12 protein-coding genes are annotated in these 14,596 nt (G+C 37.5%); 9 read left to right on the top strand and 3 right to left on the bottom strand.

What is annotated here, in order from left to right; genetic code table 11:
- Positions 1-4: 4 nt before the first annotated feature.
- Both lsrK and C1726_RS12610 read right to left on the bottom strand, forming a co-directional pair.
- A complete protein-coding gene (gene lsrK, locus C1726_RS12605; RefSeq protein WP_102273478.1) occupies positions 5-1,573 on the bottom strand; it encodes an autoinducer-2 kinase in 1,569 nt (522 codons plus the stop codon).
- A gap of 146 nt (positions 1,574-1,719) precedes the next feature.
- On the bottom strand, positions 1,720-2,637 hold the full coding sequence (locus C1726_RS12610; RefSeq protein ID WP_180968179.1) for a sugar-binding transcriptional regulator: 918 nt from the start codon (positions 2,635-2,637) through the stop codon (positions 1,720-1,722).
- Positions 2,638-3,000: 363 nt separating this feature from the next.
- Here C1726_RS12610 and C1726_RS12615 point away from each other — a divergent pair, with 363 nt between their 5' ends.
- The 6 genes from C1726_RS12615 (at position 3,001) to C1726_RS12640 (ending at position 9,156) form a co-directional block, all read left to right on the top strand.
- Positions 3,001-4,506 carry a sugar ABC transporter ATP-binding protein gene (locus C1726_RS12615; RefSeq protein ID WP_102273480.1) on the top strand — a complete coding sequence of 502 codons (1,506 nt, stop codon included), beginning with the start codon at positions 3,001-3,003 and terminating at the stop codon, positions 4,504-4,506.
- Positions 4,499-5,500 (top strand): ABC transporter permease, encoded by a 1,002-nt coding sequence (locus tag C1726_RS12620; protein ID WP_102273481.1) that lies wholly within the window; start codon positions 4,499-4,501, stop codon positions 5,498-5,500. Before C1726_RS12615 ends, C1726_RS12620 begins: the two co-directional genes overlap by 8 nt.
- 7 nt (positions 5,501-5,507) lie before the next feature.
- Positions 5,508-6,515: an ABC transporter permease gene (locus C1726_RS12625; protein ID WP_102273482.1), complete on the top strand. Its 1,008-nt coding sequence runs from the start codon at positions 5,508-5,510 to the stop codon at positions 6,513-6,515.
- Positions 6,508-7,575: an autoinducer 2 ABC transporter substrate-binding protein LsrB gene (gene lsrB, locus C1726_RS12630; RefSeq protein ID WP_102273483.1), complete on the top strand. Its 1,068-nt coding sequence runs from the start codon at positions 6,508-6,510 to the stop codon at positions 7,573-7,575. The genes C1726_RS12625 and lsrB overlap by 8 nt, the downstream gene beginning before the upstream one ends.
- 65 nt (positions 7,576-7,640) lie before the next feature.
- Positions 7,641-8,534, top strand: coding sequence for a 3-hydroxy-5-phosphonooxypentane-2,4-dione thiolase (lsrF, locus tag C1726_RS12635; RefSeq protein WP_102273484.1), 894 nt, complete (start codon positions 7,641-7,643; stop codon positions 8,532-8,534).
- A gap of 112 nt (positions 8,535-8,646) precedes the next feature.
- Positions 8,647-9,156: a type 1 glutamine amidotransferase domain-containing protein gene (locus C1726_RS12640; RefSeq protein ID WP_102273485.1), complete on the top strand. Its 510-nt coding sequence runs from the start codon at positions 8,647-8,649 to the stop codon at positions 9,154-9,156.
- A gap of 122 nt (positions 9,157-9,278) precedes the next feature.
- Here the strand turns inward: C1726_RS12640 and C1726_RS12645 are convergent, their stop codons facing one another.
- Entirely contained in the window at positions 9,279-10,316 is a 1,038-nt protein-coding gene (locus tag C1726_RS12645) for a ketopantoate reductase family protein (protein WP_102273486.1), read from the bottom strand.
- 179 nt (positions 10,317-10,495) lie between these two features.
- On the opposite strand from C1726_RS12645, the gene C1726_RS12650 reads away from it, so the two are divergent.
- The 3 genes from C1726_RS12650 (at position 10,496) to C1726_RS12660 (ending at position 14,536) form a co-directional block, all read left to right on the top strand.
- Complete coding sequence (locus C1726_RS12650) at positions 10,496-12,001, top strand: methyl-accepting chemotaxis protein (RefSeq protein ID WP_102273487.1); 1,506 nt, start codon at positions 10,496-10,498, stop codon at positions 11,999-12,001.
- A 39-nt stretch (positions 12,002-12,040) separates the two neighbouring features.
- Complete coding sequence (locus tag C1726_RS12655; protein ID WP_180968180.1) at positions 12,041-12,712, top strand: YdeI/OmpD-associated family protein; 672 nt, start codon at positions 12,041-12,043, stop codon at positions 12,710-12,712.
- 183 nt (positions 12,713-12,895) lie between these two features.
- Positions 12,896-14,536: a peptide ABC transporter substrate-binding protein gene (locus C1726_RS12660; protein ID WP_102273489.1), complete on the top strand. Its 1,641-nt coding sequence runs from the start codon at positions 12,896-12,898 to the stop codon at positions 14,534-14,536.
- Positions 14,537-14,596: the final 60 nt, after the last annotated feature.

Raw genomic sequence — 14,596 nt, forward strand, 5'->3', positions numbered from 1 at the left:
CTATTTATTTTAATCCAGGGGCAATCCACATATTGTCTGTTAGCTTTTTGTCTGCTAATTCAAGTTGCTTTTTGTAGACTTCCTTCCACTTCAAAAATAGCTCTTCATATACTTCATTGTTTTCGGGATCCGGATGATAAGTCTTTTCGAAAGTAATTACTTTTGAGATAGCATCATTGAAATTTTGGTAGACTTTAGCACCCACTCCTGCACAGATTGCGGCGCCTAAAGCAGTTGATTCTCTTATGACTGGGATTTTTAGTGGAATGTTTAGAACATCGCAAACGATTTGGCACCAGAGCTCACTTTTTGATGCTCCGCCAGCAAACACAATGGATTCAGGAGATGTATTTGTAATGCTGTTGACCAAATCGATATTTCCTTTTGTAACAAAGGCTGCATTTTCCATAATTGCTCTGTAGAAACTTGCTTTGTTAAATTTATCGGGGTCTAGTTTGAAGTTGATAAAGCTTGGAGCTGCATGTTTCCAAGATTTATAGTTCATGATGTCGGAGAATGTACAAAGCATGCCATAGCTGCCAACTGGGATGTTACGTGCACGTTTTTCCATTTGGGAATAAATGCTTTCACCAGTTTGACTTTGGATGTATTGTTCAAGGTCACAGAAACTATCTCGAAACCACCTCATAACTAAGCCGGGGAAGAAAGAGATGGCTTCATATTGCCATGTATTCGGAACTGCGTGGCAGTTGATTCTAACCCTGCATTCTTCATCGATTTGTACATGATTGGTTGTGTATTCATATTGCCAGAAGCTCCCGCCAAATACGGCGGCATCTCCCTCGCTGATCACTCCGGCACCGATGCAGCCAAGTTGGGCATCACCGCCTCCAGCTACAACTAATGTACTTGTACTCAACCCTGTAAGCGCTGACATTTCTTTGGTCACGTTTCCGATTACTGTTCCGCTTTCATGGACTACTGGAAAAATATCATTTCTAAGATTTACTTGGCTTGCGATGCTAGGGTCCCAAACTCTTTTCGTTAGATCGAAAAGACCGGTGGTACACCCGTTTGAAGGCTCTACTGAGATTACACCTGATAAGCGGTATGTAATCCAGTCATTCAGCATGGAGACATACTTAATTTTAAGATACGTTTCAGGGAGGTTATTTTTTACCCAGAGGATTCTTGGAATCGCTCCTAAAGAAAAGGTTTGACCTGAAATTTTATAAAGATTCGCTTCTAATGTATCACTCATGTTATATAAATTATTAACTTCATTGTTGGAACGTGAATCTACATTCGCGCATGCCCATAATTCGTTTCCATTTTCATCGTATAATACGATTGCTTCTCTCATGCTTGTGGTAGATATGGCTATGATCTCTTTTGGATCGATGTTGCATGTTGCAATTATTTCTTTAATTAGACTTGTAATGATGCTAATGTTTTGAACAATGTCGAAATCCATAGAACCAGGATATCTCGGGTCCTCTTTGTGTGTCCATTCAGATTGCGCTGCACCTAATTCCTGCCCCAAAGTATTAAATAAGATTACTCTTACACTGCCGGTCCCGGCATCAATAGCCATTAGGTATTTATCCATCATTCTCTACCTTTCGTATGTTTTTTTGAAAAAAGCATAGGGGGAAAATTAACACAGTAGCGAACATGTGAAATGATCAGTATGCAAAACTAGGGGCGTAAGTAATGCACATGTCCGGTGTTTTATCCCCTCAAAAAACGAAAAGCTTCTTAAATCAAACTCTGAGCGACTAATTCATCTGTAATTAATACATCAATGTACCCCCCTTTTAAAGCGCCGATGATGGCATCCTTTTTAGCTAAACCACCTGCAACGGCGACAACATTATGAAGTGATTTTAGTACATCTATATCAGTACTAATTAGCATATTATGAAAATCTAAATCCAAAATATTCCCATTAATATCATAAAACTGGCTTAATAGATCTCCCACAGCTCCTTTTGATTTTAAGATTTCAAAATCATTCGTGTCCATGTACCCTTCTTTAATTAAGGTTGCGCGATCATTTAAGGCGCCAATTCCTATAACAGTAATATTGGAATACGGAATCATATCCAGTATTTTTTTTACCTGCTTTTCCTCTAATAGATGACTGGCAATTTCTTTCGATGATACAAGTAATGGAGAAGGTACAATATAGTGATTGTAATTTGGATTCGTGTAATAGTCTGATCTTGTATCGATAGCTGTTGGCATGTAGAATTTCACACCGCCTGATAAGGATACGAAGGTAACATTATATTTAGTCGAAATTCGTAAGTGACCCAAGGTTTTCGATACGGCTTCTCCGTAACCAATGCTAATCATTGTGTCGCTTGTAATGCGATCTTCAATGTATTGAGCAGCCGCGATGGGAAGACTGTCTGCATTTGTATCATGGGAGGTTGGGACAATGTAAATGTCCTTTAAGCTGTATTTTTCTTTTATTTTATTTTGAAGCTCAATATTATCAAGTTTTTCTAAGTTGATTTTAAATTGAATGACATTATTGGTTTTTGCCTTTTCAAGGTATTTAATAACCTTCATTCTTGAAAGATTCAAAGACTCAGAGATTTCATTTTGAGTTTTCCCTTCAATATAATATTGCCACGCAATTTTCACGATTAAATCATTTTCATACATCATCATAATCACTCTTTGTATTAAATTTGTTTTACAAAATATTTATAGTAAAACATTTGTTGGATATTAAAGTTAATATAACAACTAATAATTTGTTCGTCAATATCTGTAATTTTTTAATTTTTATTGCTGGGTGAAACTAAGTAAACCCTCTAAAATAATAATATTTATAACAATAAATGTATTTGTGATTCATATATTTTATGAAGAGGATGTTATTATTTTTCGAATAATTTAAATTATCAAAATAAAAATAAAATGATGCTTGATTAATAAAATGTTTTAAATTATAATTTTGTATCAAAGAGAAAGCGGTTACAAAAATTCTGCATACATAGATAAAAGTTCAAGTATGGAGGGTATTTTATGGGGGAAATGAAACAGTTAGTAAAGTTAGATCATATTGAAAAGTCATTTAACCAAAACAAGGTGTTAAAAGGTGTATCGCTGGAAATTAATCAGTCCGAAGTAATCTCAATTATTGGCGGCAATGGAGCTGGGAAAAGTACACTAATGAAAATTCTTACCGGCGTTTATAAGCCAGATGAAGGCAGCATCGAAATTAATGGAGAAAAGGTAACGAATTATAATCCATCCATCGCTCATGAAAAAGGCGTTTATCTAGTCCCTCAAGAACCTCTACTATTCCCTAATATGACGATTGAACAAAATTTAACAATTGGTTTTCATAAGAAGAAGCAGGTAGTCAGAGAATCAGCGAAAAAACTAATTGAACAACTAGGCTGGACGATTGATTTGAATCGATACGCTATTTCGTTATCAATCGCTGAGCAGCAGCAGGTCGAAATCATTAAAGGACTCTTAAGAGATTCGAAGGTATTAATTTTAGATGAACCTACATCTTCCTTAACATTCGCAGAAACGGAATCCTTATTCAAGTTGATTGAACAGTTAAAGACTGCTGGAGTTGGAATCTTCTATATCACACATAGGTTAGATGAAGTGTTCCAAATCTCATCACATGCAGTGATTTTAAGAGATGGAAAAATTACGTTAAAAGGAAAGATTAATGAGTTTACAAAGGAAATGCTGATTCAAGGGTTGCTGCCGATGGATAGTGAAAAAGATGGCAGTCATTCGTATGAGAAGCATTCCATCGATCGATTGAAAGAAGAAAAGATATTACAGGTGCAAGATTTATGTGGAGATGGCTTCAAGAATATTAGTTTTGAGGTGTTTAAAGGAGAGGTTGTCGGGTTAGCGGGTCTTGTAGGAGCTGGAAGAACAGAAATCGCTGAGGCGATATATGGGGTTACTCAAGTAAAGAGCGGAAAGGTTATATTAAACGGGAAAGATATTACTCACTTACGTGTGAAGGAAACAATTGAAACCGGTTTAGCCTATATCCCCGAGGATCGCTTTTTGAATGGGATTTTTTCGATCAGCTCGATCAGCAGTAATGTGACAGCTCAAGTCATTAAGAAGCACAAGTATTTTATAAATAAACAATTTGAAGAAGAAATTACAGATGAGTATGTTAGCAAGCTAAGTATTAAAATTAGCAGCCATGAGGATGAAATTCGATCATTGTCTGGGGGGAATCAGCAAAAGGTTGTCATTTCAAGAATCTTATCAACGAATCCGAAGCTAATTATTATGGATGAACCTACTAGAGGGATTGATGCTGCGGCTAGAAGTGATATTTATAACATTATTACTCAATTAAAGGGGCAAGGTTATTCGATCGTACTTATTTCCTCTGACTTAGAAGAGATTGAGCGAATAAGTGATCGAATCTACGTGATTTATCGAGGAACGTGCAATGTATGTCTCGATTCCGAAGAGATTAATGCAACAAATGTAATGAGAGCAGCCTTTGGCACCTATAAAGGAAGTGAAAATTATGTCTAGGCTCATTAGCATAACAAAGCATCGGGAAATTAGGACGGTTCTATTCTTGCTGCTGCTATTTCTAATTGTAGGAATGGTCAATCCAGACTTTGTAACTATATCCAATATTGAGAATGCTGTAAAAAATAGCTTGCTGTATATTGTGCTTGCAGTTGGAATAACATTCGTCCTGCTAACGGGTGAGATTGATATTTCGGTTGGAGGGATTTTAGGCTTGAGTGCTGCTGTGAGCGGAATGTTTTTACGGGATGGTGGGAGTGTATTTCTAGCTGTTCTCATAGCAATTGTAATTGGCGGTGTTATTGGGCTAATAAATGGCTTAGGGGTTACAAAGTTAAGAATCTCTTCCTTTATTATGACTTTAGGAATGCTTGAGATTGCTAGAGTTGTTCAAGTCATTTTCACAAATGGGAAATGGGTAGAGAATCTCCCGAAAACGTTTAAACAAATATCTCAGAGTAGTATTTTAGGTGTTAATACAATCGGAATTATTGTGATTGCTGCTGTTATTCTCATTCACTTGTTCTTGGTGAATAGCAGAAAGGGCCGGTATTTCGCTGCCATTGGTGATAACCAGGATGGTGCGGTATTAATCGGAATACCTGTGAAGAAATACAAGGTTTTTGCTTTTGTTATTTCGGGGATTTGTGCCTCTGTTGCAGGATTGATCTTTGCGAGTCAAGTTGGATTTATTTCTACAACTGCTGGGATAGGGATCGAGATGACAGTCATTGCAGCGGCTGTTCTGGGGGGAGTTTCTTTAAGTGGAGGAATAGGTTCTGTCATTGGTGCATCGGTTGGAGCGATTATTATGAGCTCTATTAATTCGGCTCTTGTATTTTTAAAGGTTCCTGCATTTTGGAATTCAGCAATTTCAGGCTTACTCCTAATAATCATCGTAGTAGCAGATGTCCTGATTGTGCGTCGGGCAAACAAAAAGGCAAATAAAGAACGGTTAAATGCTAGAATCCTAAACTATCAGGAAGGGGCGTAGAAAAGGGATGCTGAGAAAAATACCCAAATGGAATCTCATTCTCCTCCTTATCTTGGTCACTGAAATGATCATTTTTGGTTTACTGAACCCTAGATTTTGGAACATACATGTTCTTTTAAATAGTTTTAATGATTTTATCGGAATTGCTATTATTGCCTTTTTCGTTACATTTGTCATTATTACAGGCGGAATTGATATATCTGGCGGTGCAATTATTGGATTAACCTCTGTTGTTGTGGGGATTTTATCACAAGTGGCAGGGTTAAATATTTGGATTGCTGTCCTTTTGGCGGTAGCAGTTGGTGGCTTATGCGGGTTGTTGAATGGTGTACTCATTGCTTATGCAAGAGTGCAGGCGATGGTTATTACTCTTGGCGGCATGCTTCTATATAGTGGTGTTGCCCTCGTGTTGGTTGGGCTGTCCGGTGCTAGTACGTATGAAGGAATTTCAGGCTTTTCTCAAGGGTTTATTAATCTAGCAAATGGAAAGATCTTTGGAATTCCGCATTCAGTTGTCATTTTCTTAGTATTGTTGATATTTGCATATCTTCTGCTCCATCGTACGAGATATGGAAGATACATTTATTTAACTGGGATTAACCAAAATTCTGCAGAGTACTCGGGGATTGACACGAGGAAAATTATTACAAGCACGTATGTATTATCGGGGCTAAGTGCAGGTGTTGCTGGGGTGATTCTAACCTCGTATCTAGGCAGTGCGCGTGCGGATTTTGGTGCAGAATATTTAATGCCCATTCTCACGGCTGTTGTATTAGGAGGAACATTAATAACAGGCGGTAAAGGGGGTGTTGTCGGTACTGCTCTTGCAAGCATCATCATCGGTTTTTTGAAGCTTGGCTTACAAATGGGGGGCATACAAACGCAATATATCGGATTAGCAACAGGGTTACTATTGATTATTTCAGTTGCATTCTTAGGAGTTCCAGATTTCAAGTCCAATATGAAACGGTTAGTTACTATTAAAAAGGATAGAGGGGGCAAACTAAATGCGTAAATCAAAGTTTTTCAAAATATTAACCGGTGTGGCACTTTCAACTCTTGTTTTGGCAGCTTGTAATAGTGAGGAAGCTGGAAAAAAGGCAGATAAAGATCCTAGTGATGTTGAAGTAGTATTTATCCCCAAAATGACTGGAAATGCATTCTTTGAGTCTGGGAATGATGGTGCCCAAGAAATGGCCGAAAAAATTGGGTTTAATGTTAAATATGATGGGGCGCCTGAAGGAACAGTTGCCAATCAAGTACAAATCATTAATAGTGCTGTCAATAGTGGTGCAGATGCAATCGCCATTTCGTCTGTATCTTCGGATGGTCTTAATCAGGCATTACAAAAAGCGTTAGATGCTGGGATAAAGGTTGTGACTTGGGATTCAGATGTGGATCCGAAATATCGATCTGTATATATCAACCAAGGTACCCCTGATATTCTAGGTTCCATGCTCGTTGATATGGCTGCAGGACAGCTTGATAATCCTGACGATGCACAAAAGGTAGCTTGGTTCTACTCAAGTCCAACGGTTCCTGACCAAAATTCATGGGTTGAATATGCAAATAAGTATATGAAAGAAAAATATCCAAAATGGGAAGTAGTTACAACTCAATTTGGTGAAGGGAATGAGCAAAAGTCTTTACAAGTAGGAGAGAGTATCCTTGATACGTATCAAGACATTGATGTCATTATTTGTCCTGACTCCACTGCTCTTCCAGCAATGGCGCAAGCTGCACAAAATAAAGGGTTAGATAAAAACGAGGTCATTATTACAGGTTTTGCATCACCAAACTCAATGAGACAATATATTGAAAATGACATAATTGAAAATCACGGTTTATGGGATGTAAAAGATCAAGGGGCTCTAGCTGTGTATATTGCTTACCATTTAGCATTAGGCAATGAACTTAAAGTTGGTGATGCTCTTGATGTACCTGAGCTTGGTGAAGTAAAGGTCGAGCCAAACTCTGTTCAGGGTTATGACTATGAAGCAGAAGACTCTGGAATTATTGTATTGCCTGAACGAATTGTATTCACGAAAGCAAATACGCAAGAGTACGATTTTTGATGAACACTATTCTGTTTTATAAATAAGAAATTTACTAGATTACTAACTAGGGAAGGAAGATTAATATGGCAGATATTATTGGAAACAAAGCAGCGAAAAATTTTGCAGAGAGTATTCCTTTTGCAAACAATGGGAATTTCCATGTGAAGGGTGCTGCAAATTTAGATTGGGGAATGAAAGACAGACTATCAAGAATTTTCAACCCGAAAAGTGGAAGGACAGTTATGCTTGCATTTGATCATGGCTATTTCATGGGACCTACATCTGGGCTAGAACGTTTAGATATTCTAATTCCTAAACTAGCAAAATATGCAGATTGCTTAATGGGAACTAGAGGTGCGATTAGAAGCAGCGTGCCGCCAAGTTTTAATAAATCGATTGCCCTTAGAGCTTCATCTGGTTCAAGTATATTACAAGATGATTTAAGCCGTGAATCAATGGTTGTTGATATCGAGGATGCTATCCGAATGAATGCAAGTGCAATAGCGATCCAAACATTCATAGGTGCGGCTGGGCAAAAAGAAACGATTGAACAATTGAATAAGGCGGTGAATCTTGGAACAAGATACTCGATTCCTACAATGGGTGTCGTAGCGGTAGGGAAGGAAATGGAGCGTACAACTCAATTCTTCCTATTAGCAACAAGAATGCTAGCGGAATTTGGGGCTTCCATCGTCAAAACATACTATTGTGATGACTTCGAAAAAGTCGCTTCGGCTTGTCCGGTACCGTTAGTAGTAGCTGGCGGTAAGAAAATTCATGAAAAGGATGCGTTAACTCTAGCATACAGATCTGTTCAAGGAGGTGCAGCAGGGGTTGACATGGGAAGGAATATTTTCCAATCCGAATTCCCTGAGGAAATGATTCAAGCCGTTACAAAGGTAGTACATGAAGGTTACACAGATATAGAAGCATATGAATTTTTCTTAGATGCAAAAAATGTGAAGAATGAAGTTTAAGCTTTGTAATAGCACTGTACTATTGATTGTCATAAAGCTTCTACTGGGATAAGGTAGAAGCTTTCCTGTTTTAGTCTGCTTTATAGCAATATAACTTAATGGAGGGATTTAAATGGCAAAAGTCGCATTTTTACTAGCGCCAGATTTTGAAGACTCAGAAATGAAAAACCCATATGATGAATTGAAAAAGGCAGGTCATGAGACGATTATTATCGGGAATGAACGGGGAGTTGAATGCACGGGTAAAAAAAATACAGTAACGTATGTAACTGAAATGGCTGCTTCAGAGGTAAATGCAGATGAGTTAGATGCTATAGTCATCCCCGGTGGAAGTGCACCTGAAGAATTGAGAATACATCCGGAAGTAGTTCAACTTGTAAAACGTTTAAATGAAAGATCAAAAGTAATTGCTGGAATCTGCCATGGTCCACAAGTGATGATTAGTGCTGATATCCTTAAAGGGAAGGAAAGCACAAGCTATATTGGCATCCGTGACGATGTTATCAATAGCGGGGCTGCCTATCTTGATGAAGAAGTAGTTGTAAGTGGAAATATCATCACTTCTAGAACACCAAAGGATGAACCTGCCTTTATTCGAGAAATATTAAATAAATTAATGTAGCTAGAGATACCTAAAAGAAATACACCTGTTTAGATCAGCAGGGAAAGCTTAGATGGACAATGAAAAGAGCATTTAACTATTAGTGATCGTTAGATGCTCTTTTCAACTGGAAAAATTATATTTTAAACTTCTTTTTCAATTAATTCTTTAAAGAACACAATATTTTCATCAAAGTTTGGAATGGTTTTTCCATCCTCCGCTTGTTTGACTAAGCGTACAACTAAGTCATTGAATGGAGTGCGTACCCCAGACTCTTTTCCTTTAGCTGATACAACGCCATTGATGAAATCTATTTCAGTCTTTCTTTGCTTTTCAAGATCTTGCAGCATGCTTGCTTTTAGAAGGGCTTGCGGCTCAAATATTTTCTTAGCTAAACCGATCACATTTGATAGGTTGCTTTTATCCTCATTTACTTTAAAAACACCAACGTGAATGCCAGCTAGCTCTGTGAATTCCACACCTGATGCACTTCCTGCCTGCAATGTTTCATCAGCAAGCATTACGGCGCTTGTTACGGCGGTCTCGTTTTTTAGAATATCGCCATATGTACAGCCCAGGGCAGCTGACATGCCGCTCATTGCCACATTAACGAGTAACTTTGACCATTTAGTTCCTACTAGATTAGTAGAAACGACAGTGCCGCCAACTAGATCTAATACCTCTTTAATTGTGTGAATCCGATCCGTTATTGTTCCATCTAATTCCCCGATTTGAAAGGCATTGTTTTTAAAAGATTCCATTGCCGTTGTTAATTCGGAGACACCAGGTTTTACCCAAGTCGCACCAAATTCAACTGACCCGCCAATCACAAGGCTGTTTCCTAATGAAGACACTAGAGATTCTTCTGGCACGCCGTTTTGCAGTGAGAGGACTATGCTGTCTTCTGTTAAAAAGGGTTTTAAGTTAGCCAATACTTCTTTATTAAAAACTTGTTTTGTTAATAATAAAACAAGGTCATATGCTCCGGTCATTTCTTTAGGTGTTATCGCCTTTACTGGAACATTTTCTTTAATCGTTCCAATGATAGCAGCACCAGTTTCGTTTAGTGCCTTTACATGCTCTTCGTTCACATCGATTAACTCCACATGTTCCTTCCCTTTAGAAAGAAATGCACCAATGATTGTACCTAAAGATCCAGCCCCCATGATTGCTATTCTCATAATTAAGTATCCTTTCCTATAAAAACATGATTGATTATTTGTAATAATAGTACTTTTATATTAAAAATTATATCGAAATAGAAATTATTATTCAAACAAATATTCCTAATATAGGAAATTTGTATTAATATAAGGTTATTACTACTATATTTTTCCTTAAAAGTGAGAGGGAGATCTTAATGAAACAACAAGATACTTATAATACACAAAGGGTGCATAAAGTAAATTTAGTGCTGTTAACAGCGCTAGTTTTTCTTATCGTCGTCCCAATTATTTTTGAAAGAGGCGCTGCTGATAGTGTTGGGATCATGATTGCAGGGGCTCTTGTTTTGATTTTATCGGCTGTAAATTACTTTCTGCCTATACCTGAATATTTGAAGGGGCTCTTTTTTGCTCTGCTGCCGAACGTAGTTGTGATGGCTCTATTCAACTTAGATGGTTTTGCATTAAATAAGCATTATTTAATTTTATTAACGATTGCGATGGTCACTCTTTATTTGAAAAAGGAATTAATTCTTGTATTTAGTTTACTCGTAAACGCAGCCTATATTTCAATGTACTTTTTCAATCCATCGGGGCTATTGGGAAGTGAACAGGGGTTAAAAGCATTTATTACAGTATTTTTCATTGTCAATGGAATTATGTGCGCGTTCTTTTATATTACAAAATGGGGAAGAGACCTGATTGAGGAATCTTATAAAAAGGAACTTGAAGCAAAAAATTTATTAGAAAAACTAAAAGTTACATTTTCTTCCATAGAAGAAGGTACAACAACTTTAGAAGGCAATATCAATCATTTTAATACAAACATAACAACGATTTATGATTCGAGTCATCATATCCTTGACTCTGTTCAGGAAATGGCTTCAGGGATCCAAGAGGAAGCGAACAATATCAGTCATGTAAATGAATGGATGGGAAATTCGCTCCAAAGGGTCAATCATACCATTTCCATTTCCCAAGGGATTGTGGAAAAGTCGGAAGAGATGAATGTGAAAGTCCAGGATGGCTGGAATAAGATCAATCAAGTCACAGATCATATGGAAACAGTCAATTCTGCTATTAGCACGACTGCTTTAACAGTGACAGAACTTCAAACAAGCCTTGAAACAGTGAACTCATTATTAGAAGGCATTAAACAGATTGCAGATCAGACCAATTTATTAGCACTCAATGCTGCTATTGAATCTGCTCGTGCAGGGGAACATGGGAAGGGCTTTGCGGTAGTAGCGGATGAGGTGCGCAAACTTGCTGAGCAAAGTGCAAATATTACTGTATCGATTTCTGATGTGACAAATACACTCTTCCATAAGTCCAAGGAAGCACAAGTAAAGTCTATTGAAGGGGAACATGCAGTTGTGGAAGGGCAGCATTTATTGAATGAGGTTTCTTCCTTCTTTACTGAGATAAAAGATTCGTTCCAAGAGACAAATGCAGAACTTTCTAAGGGAATGGAAGAAATTAAATTAGCGACAGATAACTTTACACATATTCAAGAACAAATTGAAAATATCGCTAATATTTCAGAAGAAAATTCGGCTTCTACTCAAGAAATAGTGGCAACACTAGAAGATGAACATCATCTAATTACTTCAATAAATGAAGCAGTAGCCGAATTAACTCATGTTAGCTTACAATTAAAAGATATGGTAAACGGGGACAAAGGTTTTTCAAGCAATCAGTAAGAACAGTAAACTTGTCCCCTTATCCGAGAAAGGTGGATTATGGTGGCAAAAACAATTGTAGAAAAACTAAACCTGCAAAAGTATAAAAAGGCAGCTGTTTTGAACTTACCGGAAGGTGCGGACTACTTAGCAGAGTTGACAGATTATGACAAAAAGCTCACTGATACATATGATCTAATCTTTGCATTTGTGCTGGATATGGAATCTTTGCAGAGTGTTGTAAACGACGTCATTAATAACAATTACTTAAATAAAAATGGCTACATCTTCTTGGCTTATCCGAAAAAGGGGAATAAAGTATACCCGACCTTTATCCATCGTGATGATTTGCTGGCAGGGTTAGGGGCAGATGATGATGGCTATGTAGGAACAAGCAACATTAAATTTGCCCGCATGGTCGGATTGGATGATGTCTTTACGGTTGTCGGTTTAAAAGAAGATTCCAAGGGTAAAAACATTGTATCAACAAAAGCAAGTCAATGTGTGGACGATTATATAGATATGATCCCTGAAATAGAAAAGGATTTACAAGATCGTCCTGATTTACTTGCCTTCTATCAATCCCTCACTCCAGGATATCGTAAAGACTGGGCCCGCTTTGTATATAGTGCGAAACAAGATGCAACGAAAGCAAAACGCCGTGAGGAAATGAAGGAGATTTTAGAAAAAGGTTTTAAGAGCAGAGATTTATATCGGGCAAATAAAAAGTAATCTGCACTTTAATAGCTTATGAAAAATACACAAAAGGCTGCAAACATTAGCGGAGAGCAATTTTTCCGTTATTGTTTGCGGCTTTTTCTATTGCAAAAACTGAAATATATATACATAGATTCCAAAATGTGTATAATGTTAATTATTAAATATTTTAACTTTTCAAAAAATAGGGAGGGTCATATGAAAAATCAAAAGTGGATGGTATGCATGGTATTATTTTTGGCGTTTATCCTTGGTGCTTGCAGTTCAAAAGAAAGTGATTCCCAGGCTGGAGAGAGCGAAGAGGGAACAGAAACAATAAGTAAAGAGCAAGTGCTGAAGGTAAATAACTTTACAGAGCCATCCTCTCTCAATCCTAGTTTGGCTACAGATGTTTGGTCATCAAACATCCTTTTGCAAACGTTTGAGGGGCTGACCCGTATTAACCAAAAGGGGGTGCCTGAAAATGCCATGGCAGAAGAAATTGCTGTATCTGATGATCTTCTGACATATACATTTACGCTAAGAGATGGTGCAAAATGGTCAAACGGAGACCCGCTAACAATGCAAGATTTTGAATATGCTTGGAAATGGGTGTTAAATCCAGAGAATCTATCACAATATGCTTATCAATTATTTTATATAAAAAATGCAGAGGCAGCTAATAAAGGTGAAGTATCTCTTGATGAGGTCGGAGTAAAAGCGATTGATGAAAAGACTTTGGAAGTGACACTGGAAAATCCGACACCCTTCTTTTTAGAGCTTACAGCCTTTTATACTTACTTTCCAGTTAATAGTAAAATTGCTGGGGATCATCCAGATTGGGCTAAGGAGGCAAGTGAGAATTATACATCAAATGGTCCTTTTAAAATGGTGAAATGGGATCATCAAAATCAAGTTATTCTTGAAAGAAATGAATATTATTGGGATAAGGAAAGCGTCAAATTAGAGAAAATTGAAATGGTGATGTTAAATGATTCAAATACAGAGCTAAACATGTTTAATTCTGATGAATTACATTGGGCAGGTGCTCCGACAGGCAGTTTGCCGCTAGAAGCGATTCCTGCCTTACAGCAAGAGGGCACTCTAGAGGCTGCACCAACAGCTGGTACGTATTGGTATGAATTTAACATAAAGAAAAAGCCTTTTAATAACGTGAAAGTTAGAAAAGCGCTGGCTTATGCAATTGATCGTCAGTCTATTGTTGATAATATTACACAAAGTGCAGAAATCCCTGCAACTGCGATTGTTCCAAATTCAATGATTCCGGAAAATGAGAAGGGATATTTCAAGGATGGGGATATTGAACAAGCGAAAACACTTCTAGAAGAGGGATTAAGAGAAGAAGGATATGCTGGTGTTGAGGACTTGCCAGTCATTACTCTTTCTTATAATACGGATCCAGCTCAAGCAAAAATAGCGCAAGCCGTTCAGGATATGTGGAAAACAAACTTAGGAATAAATGTGGAGCTTAGTAATAAAGAGTGGGCTGTTTACTATGAAGGAATTATCAATGGCGATTTCGAGGTTGCTCGAATGGGGTGGACAGGGGACTTTAATGATCCAATCAATTTCTTGGAAATATTCAAAACCGATGCTGGGAATAACCATACCGGCTGGATGAATGAAGAATATGCTTCCTTGCTAGATCAGTCTGCTCTAGAATCTGATCCAAGTAAACGAAAAGAAATATTCAAGCAAGCAGAAGCGATTATTATGGATGAAATGCCTGTTATTCCATTTTACTTTAAAACTAGTGTATACGTAAAAAAGGATAATCTAAAGGGCGTATATGTCTCTGGATTAGGTAATGTTCAGTACAAATGGGCATACTTTGAATAATGGGACAAAGGGACAGGATCTCCGTCCCTAAAGAAATCAGGAGGGACAATGAACCTGTCC

The sequence above is a fragment of the Cytobacillus massiliigabonensis genome (assembly GCF_900199725.1).
GTDB classification, from domain to species: Bacteria; Bacillota; Bacilli; order Bacillales; family Cytobacillaceae; genus Cytobacillus; species Cytobacillus massiliigabonensis.

Excerpts from the sequence above, each read along its gene's own strand:
- lsrK (WP_102273478.1), bottom strand. The coding sequence starts at position 1,573 with ATGATGGATAAATACCTAATGGCTATTGATGCCGGGACCGGCAGTGTA.
- C1726_RS12610 (WP_180968179.1), bottom strand. The coding sequence starts at position 2,637 with ATGATGTATGAAAATGATTTAATCGTGAAAATTGCGTGGCAATATTAT.
- C1726_RS12615 (WP_102273480.1), top strand. The coding sequence starts at position 3,001 with ATGGGGGAAATGAAACAGTTAGTAAAGTTAGATCATATTGAAAAGTCA.
- C1726_RS12620 (WP_102273481.1), top strand. The coding sequence starts at position 4,499 with ATGTCTAGGCTCATTAGCATAACAAAGCATCGGGAAATTAGGACGGTT.
- C1726_RS12625 (WP_102273482.1), top strand. The coding sequence starts at position 5,508 with ATGCTGAGAAAAATACCCAAATGGAATCTCATTCTCCTCCTTATCTTG.
- lsrB (WP_102273483.1), top strand. The coding sequence starts at position 6,508 with ATGCGTAAATCAAAGTTTTTCAAAATATTAACCGGTGTGGCACTTTCA.
- lsrF (WP_102273484.1), top strand. The coding sequence starts at position 7,641 with ATGGCAGATATTATTGGAAACAAAGCAGCGAAAAATTTTGCAGAGAGT.
- C1726_RS12640 (WP_102273485.1), top strand. The coding sequence starts at position 8,647 with ATGGCAAAAGTCGCATTTTTACTAGCGCCAGATTTTGAAGACTCAGAA.
- C1726_RS12645 (WP_102273486.1), bottom strand. The coding sequence starts at position 10,316 with ATGAGAATAGCAATCATGGGGGCTGGATCTTTAGGTACAATCATTGGT.
- C1726_RS12650 (WP_102273487.1), top strand. The coding sequence starts at position 10,496 with ATGAAACAACAAGATACTTATAATACACAAAGGGTGCATAAAGTAAAT.
- C1726_RS12655 (WP_180968180.1), top strand. The coding sequence starts at position 12,041 with ATGGTGGCAAAAACAATTGTAGAAAAACTAAACCTGCAAAAGTATAAA.
- C1726_RS12660 (WP_102273489.1), top strand. The coding sequence starts at position 12,896 with ATGAAAAATCAAAAGTGGATGGTATGCATGGTATTATTTTTGGCGTTT.